The sequence below is a fragment of the Bacillus sp. B19-2 genome (assembly GCF_022832475.1).
Classification (GTDB): domain Bacteria; phylum Bacillota; class Bacilli; order Bacillales; family Bacillaceae; genus Bacillus; species Bacillus paralicheniformis.
Window position 1 is genome coordinate 410,194 of record NZ_JALHKQ010000003.1, and the last position, 20,354, is coordinate 430,547.

21 protein-coding genes are annotated in these 20,354 nt (G+C 46.3%); 17 read left to right on the plus strand and 4 right to left on the minus strand.

What is annotated here, in order from left to right; translation table 11 throughout:
- Nucleotides 1-4: 4 nt before the first annotated feature.
- The gene (gene rsfS, locus MST20_RS14420) at nt 5-361 is read left to right on the plus strand and encodes a ribosome silencing factor (RefSeq protein WP_059231259.1); all 357 of its coding nucleotides are present in this window, start codon (nt 5-7) and stop codon (nt 359-361) included.
- A complete protein-coding gene (locus tag MST20_RS14425) occupies nt 358-1,113 on the plus strand; it encodes a class I SAM-dependent DNA methyltransferase (protein ID WP_243943040.1) in 756 nt (251 codons plus the stop codon). Before rsfS ends, MST20_RS14425 begins: the two co-directional genes overlap by 4 nt.
- Before the next feature lie 70 nt (nt 1,114-1,183).
- Here MST20_RS14425 and comER read toward each other — a convergent pair whose 3' ends face one another.
- The gene (gene comER / locus MST20_RS14430; RefSeq protein WP_243943041.1) at nt 1,184-2,005 is read right to left on the minus strand and encodes a late competence protein ComER; all 822 of its coding nucleotides are present in this window, start codon (nt 2,003-2,005) and stop codon (nt 1,184-1,186) included.
- Between the two features lie 82 nt (nt 2,006-2,087).
- Here comER and MST20_RS14435 point away from each other — a divergent pair, with 82 nt between their 5' ends.
- The 3 genes from MST20_RS14435 to MST20_RS14445 all read left to right on the plus strand — a co-directional run bounded on the left by MST20_RS14435 (nt 2,088) and on the right by MST20_RS14445 (nt 5,747).
- A complete protein-coding gene (locus MST20_RS14435) occupies nt 2,088-2,717 on the plus strand; it encodes a helix-hairpin-helix domain-containing protein (RefSeq protein ID WP_279600090.1) in 630 nt (209 codons plus the stop codon).
- 68 nt (nt 2,718-2,785) lie between these two features.
- On the plus strand, nt 2,786-3,355 hold the full coding sequence (locus MST20_RS14440) for a ComE operon protein 2 (RefSeq protein ID WP_243943042.1): 570 nt from the start codon (nt 2,786-2,788) through the stop codon (nt 3,353-3,355).
- Between the two features lie 4 nt (nt 3,356-3,359).
- Nucleotides 3,360-5,747 carry a DNA internalization-related competence protein ComEC/Rec2 gene (locus tag MST20_RS14445; protein WP_243943043.1) on the plus strand — a complete coding sequence of 796 codons (2,388 nt, stop codon included), beginning with the start codon at nt 3,360-3,362 and terminating at the stop codon, nt 5,745-5,747.
- Nucleotides 5,748-5,770: 23 nt separating this feature from the next.
- On the opposite strand, the gene MST20_RS14450 is transcribed toward MST20_RS14445, so the two are convergent.
- Nucleotides 5,771-5,902 carry a YqzM family protein gene (locus MST20_RS14450; RefSeq protein ID WP_003183686.1) on the minus strand — a complete coding sequence of 44 codons (132 nt, stop codon included), beginning with the start codon at nt 5,900-5,902 and terminating at the stop codon, nt 5,771-5,773.
- Between the two features lie 229 nt (nt 5,903-6,131).
- Here MST20_RS14450 and holA point away from each other — a divergent pair, with 229 nt between their 5' ends.
- Nucleotides 6,132-7,157 carry a DNA polymerase III subunit delta gene (gene holA, locus MST20_RS14455; RefSeq protein ID WP_243943044.1) on the plus strand — a complete coding sequence of 342 codons (1,026 nt, stop codon included), beginning with the start codon at nt 6,132-6,134 and terminating at the stop codon, nt 7,155-7,157.
- An 85-nt stretch (nt 7,158-7,242) separates the two neighbouring features.
- Here the strand turns inward: holA and MST20_RS14460 are convergent, their stop codons facing one another.
- On the minus strand, nt 7,243-7,776 hold the full coding sequence (locus MST20_RS14460) for an NAD(P)H-dependent oxidoreductase (RefSeq protein ID WP_243943045.1): 534 nt from the start codon (nt 7,774-7,776) through the stop codon (nt 7,243-7,245).
- A gap of 251 nt (nt 7,777-8,027) precedes the next feature.
- Between MST20_RS14460 and MST20_RS14465 the strand changes: the two genes are divergently transcribed.
- Nucleotides 8,028-8,384: a winged helix-turn-helix transcriptional regulator gene (locus tag MST20_RS14465; protein ID WP_020452269.1), complete on the plus strand. Its 357-nt coding sequence runs from the start codon at nt 8,028-8,030 to the stop codon at nt 8,382-8,384.
- Between the two features lie 19 nt (nt 8,385-8,403).
- The gene (locus MST20_RS14470) at nt 8,404-8,688 is read left to right on the plus strand and encodes an RNA polymerase alpha subunit C-terminal domain-containing protein (RefSeq protein ID WP_265626266.1); all 285 of its coding nucleotides are present in this window, start codon (nt 8,404-8,406) and stop codon (nt 8,686-8,688) included.
- Between the two features lie 285 nt (nt 8,689-8,973).
- Here the strand turns inward: MST20_RS14470 and rpsT are convergent, their stop codons facing one another.
- The gene (gene rpsT / locus MST20_RS14475; RefSeq protein ID WP_020452267.1) at nt 8,974-9,240 is read right to left on the minus strand and encodes a 30S ribosomal protein S20; all 267 of its coding nucleotides are present in this window, start codon (nt 9,238-9,240) and stop codon (nt 8,974-8,976) included.
- A gap of 204 nt (nt 9,241-9,444) precedes the next feature.
- On the opposite strand from rpsT, the gene gpr reads away from it, so the two are divergent.
- The 9 genes from gpr (at nt 9,445) to dnaJ (ending at nt 20,343) form a co-directional block, all read left to right on the plus strand.
- Nucleotides 9,445-10,551 (plus strand): GPR endopeptidase, encoded by a 1,107-nt coding sequence (gpr, locus tag MST20_RS14480; protein WP_243943049.1) that lies wholly within the window; start codon nt 9,445-9,447, stop codon nt 10,549-10,551.
- A gap of 117 nt (nt 10,552-10,668) precedes the next feature.
- Nucleotides 10,669-11,874 (plus strand): stage II sporulation protein P, encoded by a 1,206-nt coding sequence (gene spoIIP, locus MST20_RS14485; RefSeq protein WP_243943051.1) that lies wholly within the window; start codon nt 10,669-10,671, stop codon nt 11,872-11,874.
- A 14-nt stretch (nt 11,875-11,888) separates the two neighbouring features.
- On the plus strand, nt 11,889-12,212 hold the full coding sequence (locus MST20_RS14490) for a YqxA family protein (RefSeq protein WP_059231275.1): 324 nt from the start codon (nt 11,889-11,891) through the stop codon (nt 12,210-12,212).
- Nucleotides 12,213-12,357: 145 nt separating this feature from the next.
- Complete coding sequence (lepA, locus tag MST20_RS14495) at nt 12,358-14,196, plus strand: translation elongation factor 4 (protein ID WP_059231276.1); 1,839 nt, start codon at nt 12,358-12,360, stop codon at nt 14,194-14,196.
- A 59-nt stretch (nt 14,197-14,255) separates the two neighbouring features.
- A complete protein-coding gene (gene hemW, locus MST20_RS14500) occupies nt 14,256-15,395 on the plus strand; it encodes a radical SAM family heme chaperone HemW (protein ID WP_243943053.1) in 1,140 nt (379 codons plus the stop codon).
- Between the two features lie 80 nt (nt 15,396-15,475).
- Nucleotides 15,476-16,507: a heat-inducible transcriptional repressor HrcA gene (gene hrcA, locus MST20_RS14505; protein WP_020452261.1), complete on the plus strand. Its 1,032-nt coding sequence runs from the start codon at nt 15,476-15,478 to the stop codon at nt 16,505-16,507.
- Nucleotides 16,508-16,586: 79 nt separating this feature from the next.
- Nucleotides 16,587-17,171 (plus strand): nucleotide exchange factor GrpE, encoded by a 585-nt coding sequence (grpE, locus tag MST20_RS14510; RefSeq protein WP_243943055.1) that lies wholly within the window; start codon nt 16,587-16,589, stop codon nt 17,169-17,171.
- 23 nt (nt 17,172-17,194) lie between these two features.
- The gene (gene dnaK / locus MST20_RS14515; protein WP_152846917.1) at nt 17,195-19,033 is read left to right on the plus strand and encodes a molecular chaperone DnaK; all 1,839 of its coding nucleotides are present in this window, start codon (nt 17,195-17,197) and stop codon (nt 19,031-19,033) included.
- A gap of 182 nt (nt 19,034-19,215) precedes the next feature.
- Entirely contained in the window at nt 19,216-20,343 is a 1,128-nt protein-coding gene (dnaJ, locus tag MST20_RS14520; protein WP_065644202.1) for a molecular chaperone DnaJ, read from the plus strand.
- Nucleotides 20,344-20,354 lie beyond the last annotated feature (11 nt).

Below are 20,354 nucleotides of genomic sequence, written 5' to 3' on the forward strand. Positions count from 1 at the left end.
CTGAATGGATCAAGCTTCAATTTTAAAAATTGCCGCAGAGGCCTGCGATGATAAACGGGCGGAAGAAATTATCGCCTTAAATATGCAGGGGATTTCCCTCGTGGCTGATTATTTTCTGATTTGCCACGGGAATTCTGACAAACAGGTTCAGGCCATTGCCCGGGAAATTAAGGATCAGGCTGAAGAAAATGGAATCGATGTGAAGAAAATGGAGGGCTTTGACGAAGCCAGATGGGTTTTAATCGATTTGGGCGATGTCGTTGTCCACGTTTTCCACAAAGAGGAACGAGGCTATTACAACCTTGAAAAGCTGTGGGGAGACGCGCCGACTGAAGACCTTTCGTTCGGAGTTAATGAATGATCTATAAAGGATTTTCCGGTATTTATGACAAGCTGATGTCTCACGCCCCTTACGATGAGTGGGTCAGCTGGATTGAAAAAAAGATCGGTGCACAGCAAAAAGAACGTATACGGATACTTGATCTGGCGTGCGGAACGGGTGAAATATCGGTCCGCTTGGCTGAAAAAGGCTACGATGTCACAGGAATCGATATCAGCGAAGATATGCTCGCGCAGGCTCAGTACAAAGCAGCCGTCCGGCAGCTCGACATTCAGTTCTTTCAGCAGGATATGCGCGAGCTTGCCGGGCACGGGCAAAAATTTGACGCGGTTGTGATCTGCTGTGACTCGCTGAATTATCTAAAGGGCGAAAAAGACGTTTTCAATACTTTTAAAAACGTTTTCTCTCTATTAAAAGAAGGCGGCCTTCTTCTGTTTGATGTTCATTCCATTTACAAAATGGATGTCATTTTTCCGGGAAGTACGTATGCCGATCAGGATGAAGAAGTGAGCGTCATTTGGCAAAGCTATGCGGGGGATGAGCCTCATTCAGCTGTTCACGATTTGACCTTTTTCGTAGAAAGCGGAGGCGTATACGAAAGGTTTGATGAATCGCATGAACAGCGGACTTTCCAGACGGAAAAGTATATCAGCTTATTGCGGCAAGCCGGATTTGAGGTGCAGTGCGTGACTGCCGATTTTTCAAAATTGGAGCCTGGCGCAGAGTCGGAACGTCATTTTTATACAGCGAAAAAAACAAAAACCATCGTTTAATCGTAACGATGGTTTTTCATAATGCATTTTTCCTTTGTTGAAAATTTCAGCGCATTCGTGAAACAATGAATCAAATGGAAAATTGCTTCTTGACTAGAGCGATATCTTCTTCATACTTCAAATGGGTGTTTCGGAACATCTGGCGGAACATATCCTGAACACCGCTTTCCAGCGCCTTAATTCCCTCACCGGTTACACCGCCTTTAACGCACACCTTTTCCTGCAGGGCGGGCAATGTGTAATGCCCTGTTTCGAGCAGCCTTCCCAAACCTACCAGCATTTCTGTCGTCATTAAAATCGCGTCTTCTTTTGATACGGAGGTTTCTTCGACAGCGGCCTGAATAAACTCCTGAACCAAATAACTGATAAAGGCGGGGCCGCAGCTGACAATGTCTGAGGCGACCCTCGTAATCCCGCTTTCGATTTCAAGAGGGATTGAGAACTTGCTCACTAAAGCCGTCAATTTTTCTTTTGCCTCAGCTGTGCAGCTTTCTCCGTAAGTCAATAATGACACGCCGGACAACGCTCTGTTCGTAATGCTCGGGATCACTCTTGCCGCCTGGCAGGAGACGATGGCTTCCAGCTGTTCGACCTGCACCGGACTCGTAATGGTGACCACAATCTGATCGCGGGTGAAGACGGGTGAGAGCCGTTTTAGCAAAGGATAAATATCCAGCGGCTTGACACAGATAAACACGGCATCACTTTCCGTAATCACTTCTTCCGGCCGTTCTGCAACCTGAATGTCTGGGAATCGTTTTTTTATGTTTAACGCTTTGTCGATCGTTCGGTTAGTAATAGTTAAAGATGAGGGAATGACCGCTCTGGATTCAATCAACGCCTCAATTAAAATGGTCCCCATATTTCCTGTCCCGATAAAGCCGATATTCAATCGTTCTCCCCTCCTTTGAACCTGTATCTTTTAAACGATATGAAAACTTCAGTCAAAATATGTATGAAAGCAGGTGAGCAGTTTGACAGATTGGCTAAAACAATATAAATGGCATGCGGCGGGAAGCGTGGCACTCGTCTTGATCATCAGCGCTGCCTTCATGCTGTTAAGCGGAAAGCGTGAAACTTCATCAGGCCTCTCCATTCCTGAAGAGGCTTCTGCACAGACTTTTGACAAGAAAGAAGAGGTGAAGAGGGAAAAAAACGCGGGGAGAGAGGAGGTTATCATCGATTTGAAAGGCGCTGTGAAAAATCCGGGCGTCTATCAAATGAAGGAGGGAGACAGGGTGCACGATGCATTGAAAAAAGCAGGCGGCACCGAGAAAAAAGCGGACCAAAAGCAAATTAATCTGGCAGCCGTTTTGCGGGACGGTATGGTTCTTTATATTACATTTGAAGGGGAAGAGGCCGCTGGCTCTTTTTCGGAAGCGGACTCAAGAGCAGACGGCAGCTCAGGTGATATCGTCAATATCAATACGGCTTCCTCTGAGGAGCTTCAGACGATTCCCGGGATCGGTCCTTCAAAAGCGGAAGCGGTAATCGAATTCCGCGAGGAGAACGGAAGGTTTCAGACGATTGAAGACATAACAAACGTTTCGGGAATTGGAGAAAAGTCTTTTGAAAGAATAAAATCTTCAATCACGGTAAAGTAAATTGACGTTTGCGGATAAACATATGTAAACTTAGGGAAGTCGACATCGTATTTTTGGAGGGAAAACAAGTGGAACGGATTTCTTGGGATCAATATTTTATGGCGCAAAGCCATTTGCTGGCGCTTCGCAGCACGTGTACAAGGCTTGCTGTAGGGGCGACGATTGTCAGGGATAAACGAATTATCGCAGGAGGCTACAACGGATCGATCGCTGGAGGTGTTCACTGTGCGGATGAAGGCTGCTATATGGTGGACGGGCATTGCATCAGAACGATTCACGCCGAGATGAACGCGATTCTTCAGTGTGCAAAATTCGGCGTTCCGACCGAAGGTGCTGAAATATATGTCACGCATTTTCCGTGTATTCAATGCTGTAAATCGATCATTCAGGCAGGTATAAAAACGATATACTATGCGAAGGATTACAAAAACCATCCTTACGCGGTTGAACTTTTCGATCAGGCTTCTGTTAAAGTGGAGCAGGTAGAGCTCGATGAGATGATTATCGACTTGAAAAACCAGGAAAAGTTATCGTTTGTGGCCGATCTGATCAAGCAGCTGGCTGAGAAAGGTCTTGAGGAAGAGGAAATCAGGAAAATACACGCAGAGGCCAACAAATTGTTTACAAGCTACGTGTAATCCAATGGACAAACATCGCATCTTCCCGTGCGGAGCGATTTCAGCGGCAGCCGGAATCGCTTCCGCTCACTCTTCTCTTTATCTCTTCCTCACCGTCGGTTTTTTTCTGTTCTTTATCCTCTGTTTCTTCAAGAAACAAATACTCCTTTTCATCATATGTGCAGCGATTTGTATTTTATATTTCACTTCTTTTTGCATGATCGATCATTTCAATACAACGATTTATCATGAAGGCAAATTTCACACGTTCGCTTCTGTTCTGGATATCCCCATAATAGACGGAGACCGGCTTTCTTTCACAGCCGAAACAGATAAGGGGGAAGCTTTGAAAGCGGGCTATACGATCCAGTCTCCGCAAGAAAAACGGGCGCTCTCCGCTCTTCAGCCGGGAAGCATCTGTGTCATGCAAGGTGAATTAAGAGCGCCGAAAAAAGAGACGGTTCCTGGAACTTTTGATCAAAAAGAATCCTTGTATCAAAAAGGGATTCACTGGATATTTGCAGTTCAGTCTATTGAAAACTGCAAGCCGGGCGGCGGTCTTATGCCATTTCTATTGAACATCCGAAAAGCGGGCCTTGATTTTACAGAAGAAAATATGGCGAACCCGGCTGCCGGTATTGTGAGAGCGCTTACTTTCGGTGACCGGTTTCTCATTGAACAAGATGTGCTGGACGGCTATCAGCGCCTTGGGATCATTCACCTTTTAGCGATTTCCGGGCTTCATGTCGGTCTGTTGTCGGCCGCTCTGTTCCACGTATTTATTCGCTTCGGTTTGACGAGGGAATGCGCCAAATGGCTGCTCGTTTTCGGGCTGCCCGTTGCGGCAGTTTTGACCGGAGGCGCCCCATCGGTAGTGAGGGCGGTTCTCATGTCTGAAATCTATTTGCTGGCATCACTGTCTAATAAGAACTTCAAAAGCGCCGATGTGATCAGCATCGCCTGCCTCGGACTGCTGTTGTATCATCCTTATCTGCTATTTCAAGCCGGATTTCAGCTTTCTTTTGCCGTGTCCTTCGTTTTCATTCTTTCAAAAGAAATATTGATCAAACCGAAAAGCCGAATCTCTCAGCTGCTATTGGGGTCATTTTTGGCTCAGCTCGCTTCCCTTCCAATTCTGCTTATTCATTTTCAAGAGTTTTCATTTCTCAGCACAGTGATGAATCTGCTTTTCATACCTCTCTATATTTTTATCATCATGCCGCTGTCTTTCGGAAGTCTGTTGGCTTTCATATGTTTTCGTCCCCTGGGGGAGGCGGCAGCCTGTGTGCTGGACCGTCTGCTTATGTGGAGCCATCAGGCTGTTAAAGTGGTGTCTGCCGCAGATGTTTTCGTTTTTTCTGCGGTTAAACCGCCGGATATTTTGTTGTTTTTCTACTTCGCAGCTATTTTTCTGTTTTTGCTGTTTCTTGAAAAAGAGATATCGTTTCGTGCAGTTATGATTTCGTCCGGCTTCCTTGCCGCTGTGTTTGCGATTCACTTATGTCTTCCTCAGTTTGCAGGAGAAGGAGAGGTCACAATGCTTGATATCGGCCAAGGTGACAGCATGTATGTCAGCGCTCCCGGTCAGAATGGTACCGTCTTCATTGATACGGGAGGAACCGTATCCTTTCGGAAAGAGCAGTGGAGAAAGCGGAAAAAGGATTTTTCCCTGGGAGAGAGCGTATTAATGCCATTTCTGGCATCCAAAGGAGTCAAGAAACTCGATGCTTTAATTTTGACTCATGCTGATCAGGATCATATTGGTGAAGCTCAAGTGCTGATCCAAAAACATAAAGTCAAGCAATTGATCGTGCCGAAAGGCTTCGCAGCCGAACCGTCTGATGAAAAGCTGCTTCGCCTTGCCTTGAAAGAAGGCGTCAAGGTGCATGTAGCCAAAAGAGGTGACATCCTTCATATTGGCAATCTTGAATTTTATGTTCTTTCACCGAAAGAGGCGGACAAAAACAGCAAAAACAACGGTTCCCTCGTATTGTGGATGAAAGCGGGCGAATTTTCATGGCTGTTAACGGGCGATTTGGAGAAAGAAGGTGAAAATGAGATCATGAAAGTGTATCCGAATCTTAAAGCGGATATTCTGAAAGTCGGTCACCATGGAAGCAAAGGTTCTACGGGGGAAGATCTGATTAAGCAAATTGAGCCGAAAACAGCCATCATTTCGGCGGGAGAGCACAACCGCTACGGCCATCCCCACAGGGAAGTGCTGGATATCTTAAACCGCCACCATGTGAAGGTGTTCAGAACGGATCAGCACGGTTCGATTCAGTACCTATTTCGAGATGGGAACGGAACGTTTTTGCTTCATCCCCCATATGATAAAGTACATTCCCCGCAAGAAAAAAAGACTGCTGAAAAACAGCAGTCGTCAAAAAGCCGCTTGCCTGACGGAGAGTAAGCGGTGTCCATGACTTGGCTTGATTAAGCGGCCAGATGTATAACAGTAGCGATAATAAACATTGTAGCGAAAAAGCCAAAAGACACGATGAAACCGACACCTGAATCTACAAGATCGTTACGTTTGCTTTGCACGTCTTTTTCAAATTCATTCACAATTTACCCCTCCTATTGATATCCAGTATAATTCAATTCTTTGCAAAAATCTAGGAGCTTCATGCAACCGTTTTCTAAAATTTATGAACATCGTCTTCTATAAACTAACCCGGGGGTTTATGGAAGGCGTTTATTATAAATGAGAGAGCGGGTGACTCCGCTTCTCTCTTTACTAATTGCAAAACACGCTTTAGGATAGAAAGGAAGGATGAAAGAGGGGAAAGTGCAGATGACGGTATTTGATATTTGGAAAAGCTTAAAAAAAGGCGATATTCATCCTGTTTATTGTTTATACGGGAAAGAAACGTATCTTCTGCAGGAGACGGTTCAAAGGATTAGACAAGCCGTTGTTGATGAAGAGACGAAGGATTTCAACCTTTCCGTATTTGATTTGGAAGAAGAGGCATTAGACCTTGCTGTTGAAGATGCTGAAACTTTTCCGTTTATGGGGGAGAAGCGTCTTGTAGTTGCGAAAAACCCGTCTTTTTTAACAGCTGAAAAAAAGAAAGATAAAATGGAGCATAACCTCGGAAGCCTGGAGGATTATATTGCGCAGCCGGCGCCTTATTCCGTTTTTGTGCTGCTCGCTCCTTATGAAAAGCTTGATGAGAGGAAAAAGCTGACCAAGCTCTTGAAAAAACACGCCCAAATGGTTGAAGCAAAAGAACTGAACGGCCGGGAAACGGCTGATTTTATCGCGGGGCTTGCAAAATCAGAGGGGAAGCTCATAGAACGAGAAGCGGCGGAAGAGCTTGTCATCCTGTGTAATGCCAGCCTGTCGGCCATTGCCCAAGAGGTGAAAAAGCTTAGTACATATATTGGTGATCGGGATTCGATCACGCTTGAAGACGTCAAAAAGCTCGTTGCCAGAGGTCTCGAGCAGAACATTTTCGAATTGATCAACAAGGTTGTGAACCGGAAGCGTACAGAAGCGCTGCAGATTTTCTATGATCTGTTAAAGCAAAATGAAGAACCGATCAAAATGATGGCGCTGATCGCAAACCAGTTCAGGCTTTTGATGCAGACAAAATACTTTTCGCAGCAGGGGTACGGGCAAAAGCAAATCGCCTCAAACCTCAAAGTTCACCCGTTCAGGGTGAAGCTCGCGATCGACCAAGCGAGGCTGTTTTCTGAAGAAGAGCTGAAAAGCATCATCGAGCATCTCGCCGTTATGGATTATGAAATGAAGACAGGCAAAAAAGACAAGCAGCTCCTGCTTGAGCTGTTTTTGCTCAAGCTTTTGCAGTCCGATTGAAAAAACGGCTCTCTTAAAATTAGAGAGCCGTTAGACTGTCGAGAAAACCTTGACAGTCTTTTCAGTTGTTCTTATTTCTTTTTCTTCATAATCGGCAAGCTTCACCATTAGGTGATAAAACATGCTTTGCATATCGCTTCGCTTCGGCTTTGAGGATATTGTCATTAGGATTGTGGGATGCAAAAGCCGGAAGAAACGTGCCGTGACATCGGATAATAGTACCCTCAATCGGCCGTAAATACTCTTTTACAGTGAACATATTGCGGCCCCCAACGCGATATTCCTCTTCCGCTCCGCCTGTTGTCGTAGCAATCATGAATTCTTTGCCTTTCAAGTTTTCGCCTCCGGGGCCGTGCGCCCAGCCGTATGTCAGCACATCATCAAACCATTTTTTCAAAAGAGGCGGACAGCTGAACCAATAAAATGGGAACTGAAAAACGATCCGGTCATATTCAAGTAATAATCGCTGTTCTTTTTCAACATCGATACTCCAATTTTGATACTCCTGATACAGATCACGAATCAAGACATCAGGATGATTTTTCAATTCGTTCATTAGTGCCTTGTTCCATTTGGACTTCCTCAGATTTGGATGTGCTGCAATTACCATTATGTTCATGAACATCTTCCTTTACTGTTTGTTGTTTTCCTTGAACCTTTGTTCGTCCCAATTATTACGAATATTTTTGGCATTGCAAAGTACGCTTTTTTTCGTACATAGTCCTTTAAATCGTACGATTGTGGTGAAAGAACTTTTTTATGGCAGTACGGTAAACCGTACTATGTATGTAAAATAAGAGTACTACCGCGAATCAGAATGATATGGTAACGTAACTGATATCACGAATACCGAATCGGGAGTTGACAAAGATGAAGTCAAAAGTACAGGAAATGAAGACGACGGAAGGTATAATCATAACTTTGGCGGCCATAGGAGGAAAATGGAAGCCGCTGATCCTGTTCGTATTACTTCATGAAGGCACCAAACGCTTCGGAGAGCTGAGGCGGATGCTCCCTGGTGTTACACAGGGGATGCTGACCAACCAGCTTCGGGAGCTCGAACATGATGGTCTCGTCAAACGGCAAGTTTATCAGGAAATCCCTCCGAAGGTCGAATATAGTTTAACCGGGCACGGAAAAACATTGGCGCCGGTGTTGACCGATATGTGCAGCTGGGGATATAAACATCTCGACTTTGTGAAGCAGTTGAGTGATGAAGAGGAATGAGAAAGGGAGAAATGTAAAAGTGACAAAGAATTTAAGGACTTGCAGCAAAGGGCATGAGTATGATAAAAGCAGTGATTGTCCTGTTTGCCCGATTTGTGAGCAACAGCGCAAACCTGACAACGGATTTCTTTCATTGCTCTCTGCGCCAGCCAGACGAGCTTTGGAACACAATGGAATAACTTCTTTGCAGGATCTGTCAAAATACAGCGAAAAAGAGATTTTGCAATTTCACGGTATGGGACCGGCATCTTTGCCTAAATTACGGGGGGCTTTGAAGGAAAAAGGGTTATCTTTTAAAAGTTAAACTCCATGAATGATTATTCTTGTACATAGCAAGGGAACTTCCTTTTTCGGAAGTTCCCTCATTTTGTATAAAAATCAATAATTATATGTTTGAATGAAAACAGCTGTCCGAAGACAGCCTCATTCAAAAAATAGCTCCGTGCGAGTGGAGCATGGCTGACATGAAAGCTCCTCTCTGTCGGCACAGACCTGAATCGCGCTATTTTTGCGGTCTGACGGCTTCTCATTTAAGAGAGCCGTTTTTTATGACGGCAAGCAAAAAAGCTTGGCATGGCCAAGCTTTCTATTATGCAGAAAGTCCGTTCACTTTTTTCGCTAGGTTTGATTTGTAACGAGCTGCGGTGTTTTTGTGGACAAGACCTTTTTTAGCTGCTTTATCGATTTTCTTTGCTGCTGCAGAAAGAGCTGCTTTCGCTTTGTCTGCTTCGTTGTTGCTTACGAAAGTTTCAACTTGTTTCATAGCAGTGCGCATTGAAGATTTGATTGTTGCGTTGTGCGCGCGGCGCTCGTTGTTTGTTTTTGTGCGTTTGATCGCTGATTTAATGTTTGGCAATGTGTTTCACCTCCTAAGACATAACCTCTGTTCCTTTTCTATAGGTTAGATCTCAACAATAGAACAAATTGTATTCTATCAAACACACCCTTAGATTGCAATATAAATGTAAAGTATTTTTATTTGAAAGCACCGCTTCGTGGGAATGTTTGCAGACCTTGTGGGCACACTAACACCAGTTATGTTTTTGGAGGGAATGCAAATATGGAGAAAAAGAAGCTTGATTTAAGTCAATATGCAGTCCGGACAGACTTAGCCGTGGAAGCGAGGGATCTGGCAGAGGAAAAGGAAGCTTCTCCAAAGAAAGAGCTGAAAGGGTTTACAGTCAAAGAATACGAAAAAGACGGGATCAAAATTCAGACGATGGACATTGATGAAGAAGGAGCGAAGCTGTCGGGGAAAAAAGCCGGCCGCTATTTAACCTTTGAAACACAAGGGATCAGGCAGCAGGATTCCGTCTTGCAGGAAAAAGTCGTCAATGTGTTCGCGAAGGAATTTTCCGCATTTCTCGATTATTTGAACATTCCGCGGGATGCCAGCTGCTTAATTGTAGGGCTTGGCAACTGGAATGTCACGCCCGACTCGCTCGGCCCACTAGTGACGGAGAACCTTCTCGTGACGAGGCACCTTTTTCAGCTACAGCCCGAAAATGTAGAGGATGGCTACCGTCCGGTGAGCTCGCTTTCCCCGGGAGTCATGGGCTTGACCGGAATTGAGACGAGCGACATTATCCAAGGGGTAATCGATCGCTCCAAGCCCGATTTTGTCATTGCCATTGATGCGCTGGCATCAAGAGGGATCGAGCGTGTGAATTCTACCATTCAAATTTCAGACAGCGGGATACACCCCGGGTCTGGGGTGGGGAATAAAAGAAAAGAATTAAGCAAGGATACGCTTGGCATTCCGGTCATCGCCATCGGGGTTCCGACGGTGGTTGATGCCGTCACGATCACGAGTGATACGATTGATTACATGCTGAAGCATTTTGGAAGAGAAATGAGAGATGACAGTCCGTCCAGGTCGCTCGTTCCCGCGGGGATGAGCTTTGGGAAAAGAAAGGTCCTCACCGAAGAAGACCTTCCTGATGAGGAGCACCGCAAATCGTTTCTCGGTATAGTCGGAGGCCTCGCGGAGGATGAAAAAAGGCAGCTGATCCATGAAGTCCTCTCTCCGCTCGGCCATAACTTAATGGTGACCCCAAAAGAGGTCGATACCTTTATCGATGATATGGCAAATGTGATTGCGAATGGTCTGAACACAGCGCTTCATGAAAATGTCTCGCAAGAGAATAAAGGAATGTATAACCACTAAGATCAAGGCGGCTGACCAGGCCGCTTTTTTTCGTGCATATAGCATTGCCGGAACTTGTTCTACTTCCTCTATCTTGTACATAGTCTATTTACTAGACAAGCTCTGGAGGGATTTGCGATGAGAAAAAGAGGCAGGAATCGTCAGTTTGTGCTGGCTGTAAATGGAAGAAGTGCGGTTAAGACAGTATTCTTATTTATTGTCAGCCTGCTGCTCGTTTTTATTTTATCAGGCGTGCTGACATCGCTGCGTCCTGAGTTGAGGCCGTCTTCATCGTTGTACCGGGTGACTGATGAACTGGCGGGCGAGACCTTTGGGCTCATTTTGGGAATGGAAAACCACTACTTTGCATCAGAATTGCCGGAACCGAATAAACGTTTTGAGCTTTCTCCGATCGTCTTGAAACTGGCGACCAGCATCAATTTGAAAGATCCGCGAAGTTTTCTCGGACGGGAGCTTCCAGGCTTCTCTCATTTTGATTCGGAAATCCTCATTGCAGGGCAAGGGACGGATTACACAAATATGCCGTCAGAATCTCCGCCGCCGACAGAGGTCTTAAAAGAGGAGAGAGAAGCGAACCTTGCAGAGCTTGAAGGGAAGCAGAAAAAGAAAACAGGGGAGGAAAAACCTCCTGAACAATCGACGGGCGGCCGAAAAGTCGTATTTATCTACAATACGCACAATACGGAATCGTATCTCCCCTTTTTAAAAGGTGAGACGGAACCTGATCGGGCGCTTCATTCGAAAGCAAATGTTACGCTTGTCAGCGATATGCTCGCAAATGCGATGAAGTCGCAGGGTGTCGGGGCAATGGTGGATAAAACCGATTTTCAGGCGAACTTGCGGAAAAAAGGCTGGGCCTATGCGCGGTCCTATGATGAATCAAGGCCGGTCGTTAAAGAGGCGATGGCTCAAAACAAAGATTTGCAGTATTTTATCGATATTCACAGGGATGCAACACGGAAAAAAGCGACCACAACAACGGTAAACGGAAAAAGCTATGCGAGGCTCGCGTTTGTCATTGGTAAGAAGAGTCCTAATTTTGAATCGAATTTTAAATTGGCAAAAGAACTGCATGAACGGCTGGAAAAAAAATATCCCGGATTGAGCCGCGGTGTTATATCTAAGGGAGCTGCCGGGGATAATGGCATATATAATCAGGATTTAAACGAAAGATCCGTCTTAATCGAATTTGGCGGCGTAGATAATAACCGCGAAGAGCTGGAGCGGGCTGCAGAAGCGATGGCGGATGTATTCAGCGAGATGTATTGGAATGCTGAAAAAGTTGATGCAGACACCGGTGAAGACGATAAGAAAAAACAATAGGACAGGTGATGGAAGTGGCTTCTTTTATGGGAAAATGCATATTGGCTTGCGCTGTCATGTTTTTCGGCGTCCTTCTCGGCATGCAGCAGGCGAACAACGGAATGATTGAAATGAAAGGGTATCAGGACCCTGATTTAAAAGCGGCGCTCAGCATATCTGAAGGGGATGCGAAAGAGGCGTCAGTCCTCGGCCATCAAATCGATTTGGAGGAAAAACAAAAAGAGCTGGAACATCTGGAAGCTTTCAACCTCTTTTCCTCGGCAGGCCGCGCCCTGGCCGATTCGGTTACAAACACAGCCCGTTCATTGTATGACTGGATAAAGGAAAAAACGGAATAAGTAAAAGAAAAAACGAGCCGGATGGAGGACTCGTTTTTTCTTTTTCGGGTTTAGAAAGCATATGTGACTTAGGATTGAATCTTCACAACCCTATTGATATAATCTAAGCTAGCGCATATTGCGTTTCATAGTAGGAGTGATTAGTGTGACAGATAAAGAAAAACGATTACAAAGGCAGTCGAGAATCCGAAATTTCTCTATTATCGCCCATATCGACCACGGCAAGTCAACGCTTGCGGATCGAATCCTGGAAAAAACGGCGGCAATCACTCAAAGGGAAATGAAAGAACAGCTCCTCGACTCGATGGATTTGGAACGTGAAAGAGGAATCACCATTAAACTGAACTCCGTACAGCTGAAATATCAGGCAAAGGACGGAGAGGAATATATTTTTCATCTGATCGATACCCCGGGACACGTCGATTTTACGTATGAGGTTTCGAGAAGCCTTGCTGCATGCGAAGGCGCGATTCTCGTCGTCGACGCCGCACAGGGAATCGAGGCGCAAACGCTGGCAAACGTTTACCTTGCGCTTGACAACGACCTTGAAATTCTGCCGGTCATTAATAAAATCGACCTTCCGAGCGCAGAACCCGAACGCGTCCGCCAGGAAGTCGAGGATGTCATCGGTCTTGACGCTTCAGACGCCGTCCTTGCTTCAGCAAAAGCAGGCATCGGAATTGAAGAAATATTGGAGCAGATCGTTGAAAAGGTTCCCGCACCAAGCGGAGATCCGGAAGCGCCGCTTCAGGCTCTGATCTTTGACTCTCTGTATGACGCATACCGCGGGGTCGTCGCCTATATCAGAGTCGTCCAAGGTACCGTAAAAGCCGGTCAAAAAATTAAGATGATGGCGACGGGAAAAGAATTTGAAGTCACTGAAGTCGGCGTTTTCACACCGAAGGCTGTTCCGGTTGACGAACTGACTGTCGGCGACGTCGGATTCCTGACGGCCGCAATCAAAAACGTCGGAGACACCCGTGTAGGGGATACGATTACAAGTGCGGAAAACCCAGCGCCCGAAGCCCTGCCAGGCTACAGAAAGCTGAATCCGATGGTCTATTGCGGTCTGTATCCGATTGATACAGCGAAATACAACGACTTGCGGGAAGCGCTTGAAAAACTTGAGCTGAACGATTCAGCCCTGCAGTATGAGGCGGAAACGTCCCAGGCTCTCGGATTCGGCTTCCGCTGCGGTTTCCTGGGGATGCTCCACATGGAAATCATTCAGGAGCGGATTGAACGCGAATTCAACATCGATTTGATTACGACGGCTCCGAGCGTTATCTATGACGTATACATGACAGACGGAGAAAAAATCGTCGTCGATAACCCGTCAAATATGCCTGATCCGCAGAAGATCGACCGGGTCGAAGAACCGTTCGTCAAAGCGACGATGATGGTGCCGAACGACTTTGTCGGCGCGGTCATGGAACTGTGCCAGGGCAAGCGCGGCCAGTTTATCGATATGCAGTACCTTGATGCGAACCGCGTCAGCATTGTCTACGAAATTCCGCTTGCGGAAATCGTCTACGAGTTTTTCGATCAGCTTAAATCAAATACGAAAGGCTATGCGTCATTTGATTACGAACTGATCGGATATAAACCGTCCAAGCTCGTGAAAATGGACATTATGCTGAACGGCGAAAAAATCGATGCTCTTTCCTTTATCGTTCACCGCGATTATGCGTATGAACGGGGTAAGGTTATCGTCGAAAAGCTGAAGGAACTCATTCCGCGCCAGCAGTTTGAAGTGCCTGTCCAGGCAGCCATCGGCACAAAAATTGTCGCCCGTTCAACCATCAAAGCCATGCGCAAAAACGTTTTGGCGAAGTGCTACGGCGGGGATATTTCCAGAAAACGCAAACTGCTTGAAAAGCAAAAGGAAGGAAAGCGAAGAATGAAACAGGTCGGCTCTGTCGAAGTTCCGCAGGAAGCCTTTATGGCAGTCCTGAAAATGGACGACAGCGGTCCGAAATCATAATCATGAGCCGCCGCAGCGTAACACACTGCGGCTTCTTCCTGTAAAAGAAGGTGAAAATAATGAAAGCAGCATATATCCATATTCCGTTTTGCGAGCACATTTGCCATTATTGCGACTTCAACAAGTTTTTTATTCAATCTCAGCCCGTTGATGAATATTTGCGCTCTTTAGAGAAGGAAATGGCCAATTCAATGGAAGCGGCCGGACATCCGGAGCTGAAAACGATCTTTATCGGGGGAGGAACGCCGACATCGCTGTCGGCAGCGCAGCTTGAACGGCTTCTTGATTCCATTCATCGCGTTTTAAAACCGTCCGAAAGCCTTGCCGAATTTGCAGTGGAAGCCAATCCCGACGATTTATCGGCTGAAAAGCTGGATGTTTTAAAAGCCGCCGGTGTAGACAGGCTGAGCTTTGGCGTACAGACGTTTGAAGACGAGCTGCTAAAAAAAATCGGCAGGGTCCACGAGCAAAAAGACGTACTCGTTTCCTTTGAAAGAGCGCGAAAGGCGGGATTTGATAATATCAGCCTTGATCTGATGTTCGGCCTGCCAGGACAAACCATCGGCCACTTCGCCTCATCGCTCGATACGGCGCTTGCCCTCGGGGCTGAACATTATTCGGTCTATTCGCTGATCGTCGAACCGAAAACCGTTTTTTATAACTTGATGAAAAAAGGCCGGCTTCATCTGCCGCCGCAGGATCAGGAAGCTGAAATGTACGAACTCGTGATGCGGAAGATGGAAGAAGCGGGCATCGGCCAATACGAAATCAGCAACTACGCCAAAACAGGATATGAGAGCAAACATAACCTCACATATTGGAACAATGAGGAGTATTTCGGTTTGGGCGCGGGCGCGCATGGCTATATCAATGGTGAAAGAACGGTAAATGCCGGCCCTGTCAAACATTATATCGACCTGATTGAGCAGTCAGGCTTTCCTTATAAAGAAAAACACAGGGTTACAAAAAATGAACAGATTGAAGAAGAAATGTTTCTCGGTCTTCGAAAAACCGCGGGAGTAGACAAAGAACGCTTTTTCGAAAAATACGGAAGAACTGTCGACGATCTCTTCCCGAAAGTGCTCCGTTCGCTGGAAGAAACAGGGCTGATTGTGAACACGAGCAAAAATGTATTTTTATCACATAATGGAAAACTATTGGGGAATGAAGTGTTTCAGGCATTCCTGGGTGAGTTATAATTGACATTTTGATTTCGGTTTGGTAATTTTGATATACAATTAGCACTCAGTTGTGTCGAGTGCTAACAGGGGTGATATGGATGTTAACAAATCGTCAGCTGTTAATCTTGCAGGTTATCGTCAACGATTTCATTCGTTCAGCTCAGCCGGTAGGGTCAAGAACGCTTTCCAAAAAGGAAGATATCACATTCAGCTCAGCAACGATCAGAAACGAAATGGCTGACTTGGAAGAGCTCGGTTTTATCGAAAAAACCCACTCATCTTCAGGCCGGATTCCTTCTGAAAAAGGCTATCGCTATTATGTCGATCATCTGCTTTCACCCGGAAAGCTGTCAAAAACGGACTTGAACATTATACATTCGGTTTTCAAAGAAAAAATCTTTGAACTCGAAAAAGCGGTGCAGAAGTCGGCTCAAGTGCTGTCTGATCTGACAAATTATACATCGATTGTCCTCGGTCCGAGACTGAGCGAGAACCATCTTAAACAGATTCAGATTGTGCCGATTCAGCCCAAGAAGGCCGTTGCCATTCTAGTAACGAATACCGGCCATGTCGAGAATAAAACGATCAATTTTCCGGCGGAGGTCAATCTTTCCGATCTCGAAAAGCTGGTGAATATATTAAATGAACGCCTTAGAGGCGTGCCGATCTCAGAGCTGAAAGACAGGATTTTCAAAGAGGTCGTCATCTTCTTAAAGTCGCATATCCAAAATTACGATACGATTTTACACGGGCTCGGCGCAACGCTGGATTCATCTGTTCAAACCGACCGGCTGTTTTTCGGCGGCAAGATTAATATGCTGAATCAGCCCGAATTTCACGATATTGACAGAGTGAAATCGCTATTGTCGCTCATTGAGAAAGAACAGGAGCTTCTCCGGCTCTTTCAGTCGACTGAGTCCGGAATTACCATTAAAATCGGCAAGGAAAACGACTATGAAGAAATGGAAAACTGCAGCCTGATTACCGCGACATACACGGTCGGCTCAAAACAGATCGGCTCCATCGCGGTCATCGGGCCGACGCGCATGGACTACTCCCGCGTCGTCGGTTTGCTTCAGCACGTATCATCTGACTTGTCAAAAGCGTTGACAAGTTTGTATGATGGGTAAGGCAGTACCTAAAACAGAGACAGAAGGGAGAAATCCCTTCTTTATCATGAAACTCATCCTTTAAGGGAGGTGAACACAGATGGCAGAAGAAAAACAAACCGAAGAGCTAAACGAACAAGAGGAACTGAACGAGACAGAAGCGGAGACAGCCGAAGCCGAACAAACGGCTGCTGAAGCTGATGCCCCGGCAGAAGACACTCAAACAGAAATGCTTGAAAAACAACTAAAAGAACTTCAAGAACGTTTTGAAGAAAAAGAAAATAAACTTTTACGTGTTCAGGCGGACTTTGAAAACTACAAAAGACGCGCGCGCCTTGATCTTGAGGCTGCTGAAAAGTACCGTTCCCAGCGCATCATCAGCGAATTGCTGCCGGCGCTTGACAACTTTGAACGCGCACTTCAAATCGATCCTGACAACGAGCAGACGAAAAGCCTGCTTCAAGGGATGGAAATGGTGCACCGTCAAATTTTGGATGCTCTTAAAAATGAAGGAGTTGAACAGATTCCATCAGTCGGAGAGCAATTTGACCCGAACATGCACCAGGCTGTTATGCAGGTCGAGGATGAAGCGTACGAATCAAACGCAGTCGTTGAGGAACTGCAAAAAGGCTATAAACTTAAGGACCGGGTGATCCGTCCTTCTATGGTAAAAGTCAATCAATAACTACATAGCAGGAGGTAAAAATCATGAGCAAAGTAATCGGAATCGACTTGGGAACAACGAACTCATGCGTTGCAGTGCTTGAAGGCGGAGAGCCGAAAGTCATCCCAAATCCAGAAGGAGCCCGCACGACTCCTTCGGTTGTTGCATTTAAAAACGGAGAGCGCCAGGTGGGTGAAGTGGCGAAACGCCAGTCCATCACGAATCCGAACACGATCATGTCGGTCAAGCGCCACATGGGCACGGACTATACAGTTGAAATCGAAGGCAAAAAGTACACGCCGCAAGAAGTGTCTGCCATCATCCTTCAGCATTTGAAATCATATGCTGAAAGCTATTTAGGCGAAACTGTATCTAAAGCCGTAATCACAGTTCCTGCATACTTCAACGATGCAGAACGTCAAGCGACAAAAGATGCCGGTAAAATCGCCGGACTTGAAGTTGAGCGGATCATCAACGAGCCGACTGCAGCTGCGCTTGCATACGGTCTGGATAAGACGGAAGAAGATCAGACGATCCTCGTCTACGACCTTGGCGGCGGTACATTCGACGTTTCCATCCTTGAATTGGGAGACGGCGTATTCGAAGTTCGTTCTACAGCGGGTGACAACCGCCTTGGAGGAGACGACTTTGACCAAGTGATCATCGATCATCTCGTCTCAGAATTCAAAAAAGAAAACGGCATTGATCTTTCTAAAGACAAAATGGCGCTTCAGCGCTTAAAAGATGCGGCTGAGAAAGCGAAAAAAGACCTTTCCGGCGTATCTTCTACGCAAATTTCCCTGCCGTTTATCACAGCAGGTGACGCAGGTCCGCTGCACCTTGAATTGACACTGACCCGCGCGAAGTTTGAAGAGCTGTCTTCACACTTGGTAGAGCGCACAATGGGCCCTGTCCGTCAGGCTCTTCAAGATGCGGGACTTTCTGCAAGCGAAATCGACAAAGTGATCCTTGTCGGCGGATCAACACGTATCCCTGCCGTTCAGGAAGCGATCAAAAAAGAAACTGGAAAAGAAGCGCATAAAGGCGTCAACCCTGACGAAGTCGTAGCCCTTGGTGCAGCCATTCAAGGCGGCGTCATCACAGGCGATGTCAAAGATGTTGTCCTTCTGGACGTAACTCCGCTGTCACTTGGTATCGAAACAATGGGCGGCGTGTTCACGAAGCTGATTGAGCGCAACACGACAATCCCGACAAGCAAGTCCCAAGTGTTCTCAACAGCGGCTGACAACCAAACAGCGGTTGACATCCACGTGCTCCAAGGTGAGCGCCCGATGGCTGCTGACAACAAAACGCTCGGACGCTTCCAGCTTACAGATATTCCGCCGGCTCCTCGCGGCGTACCGCAAATCGAAGTGTCATTTGACATCGATAAGAACGGTATCGTCAACGTCAGCGCGAAAGATCTGGGCACCGGCAAAGAGCAAAACATCACGATCAAATCTTCTTCAGGCCTTTCTGACGATGAGATCGAGCGCATGGTGAAAGAAGCTGAAGAAAACGCCGAAGCGGATGAAAAGAAAAAAGAAGAAATCGAACTTCGCAACGAAGCGGATCAGCTTGTTTTCACAACTGAAAAAACGCTGAAAGATCTTGAAGGCAAAGCAGACGAAGCGCAAGTGAAAAAAGCGAATGAAGCAAAAGACGCGCTAAAAGCTGCGATCGAGAAAAATGATCTTGATGAAATCAAGGCGAAAAAAGATGAGCTGCAAGCGATCGTCCAAGAGCTATCAATGAAGCTTTACGAAGAAGCTGCAAAACAGGCTCAGGCTCAGCAAGACGGCGGCGCCGGCGCTAAAAAAGCCGACGACAATGTCGTTGACGCTGAATATGAAGAAGTAAACGACGACAAAGATCAAAAGTAATTGAAATAAAATGTGCTGTGCTTACCCCGGTTTGCACAGCACATGACCTTACAGGCGATGAAAGTCAAAGTCAGGATCTCTTGACTTTGACTTTTTTCTTCCTAAAGGACAAAAGGAATTGAAAAAACATAATTTGAAATGATACAATCTAATTTATGTGAGAAAATCGGGAGTGTGAAGAGATGAGTAAGCGTGATTACTATGAGGTGCTTGGGGTAGGTAAGAGCGCTTCTAAAGATGAGATTAAAAAAGCTTACCGCAAGCTTTCAAAAAAATATCACCCGGACATCAACAAAGAAGCCGGAGCGGATGAGAAATTCAAAGAAGTCAAAGAAGCCTATGAAACACTTTCTGATGACCAAAAACGGGCCCATTACGACCAGTTTGGCCACACCGATCCAAATCAGGGATTCGGAGGCGGAGGTTTCGGAGGCGGCGACTTCGGCGGCTTTGGGTTTGACGATATTTTCTCAAGCATTTTCGGAGGCGGCGCAAGGCGGAGAGATCCGAATGCTCCGAGGCAGGGCGCCGATCTGCAGTATACGATGACACTGTCATTTGAAGAAGCGGCCTTCGGAAAAGAGACGACGATCGAAATTCCGCGTGAAGAAACATGTGAAACATGCAGCGGCTCAGGCGCGAAACCGGGAACAAAGCCGGAAACATGTTCACACTGCGGCGGCTCAGGCCAGCTGAACATGGAGCAGTCGACTCCGTTCGGAAAAGTCGTCAACAGAAGAGTATGTCATTACTGTAATGGAACGGGTAAGCAAATTAAACACAAATGTTCCACTTGCGGCGGTTCAGGAAAAGTGAAAAAACGCAAGAAAATCAATGTCACCATCCCAGCGGGTGTGGATGATGGCCAGCAGCTTCGAGTATCCGGACAGGGTGAACCGGGGATCAACGGCGGTCCGTCAGGTGACTTATTCGTCGTTTTCCGCGTCCAAGAACACGAATTTTTCGAGCGCGATGGAGACGATATTTACTGCGAAATGCCGCTGACATTTGCACAGGCTGCGCTCGGGGACGAAATTGAAGTGCCTACTCTTCACGGTAAAGTAAAATTAAAAGTGCCGGCGGGCACGCAGACTGGCACTAAGTTCCGCTTAAAAGGAAAAGGCGTTGCCAACGTACGCGGGTACGGTCAAGGCGATCAGCACATCGTCGTCCGCGTCGTGACACCGACGAATTTAACAGAAAACCAGAAAAATATTCTCCGCGAATTTGCAGAAGTGAGCGGAAATATGCCGGATGAACAGGAAATGAGTTTTTTCGATAAAGTAAAGCGTGCCTTTAAAGGCGATTAATGATTGGATGA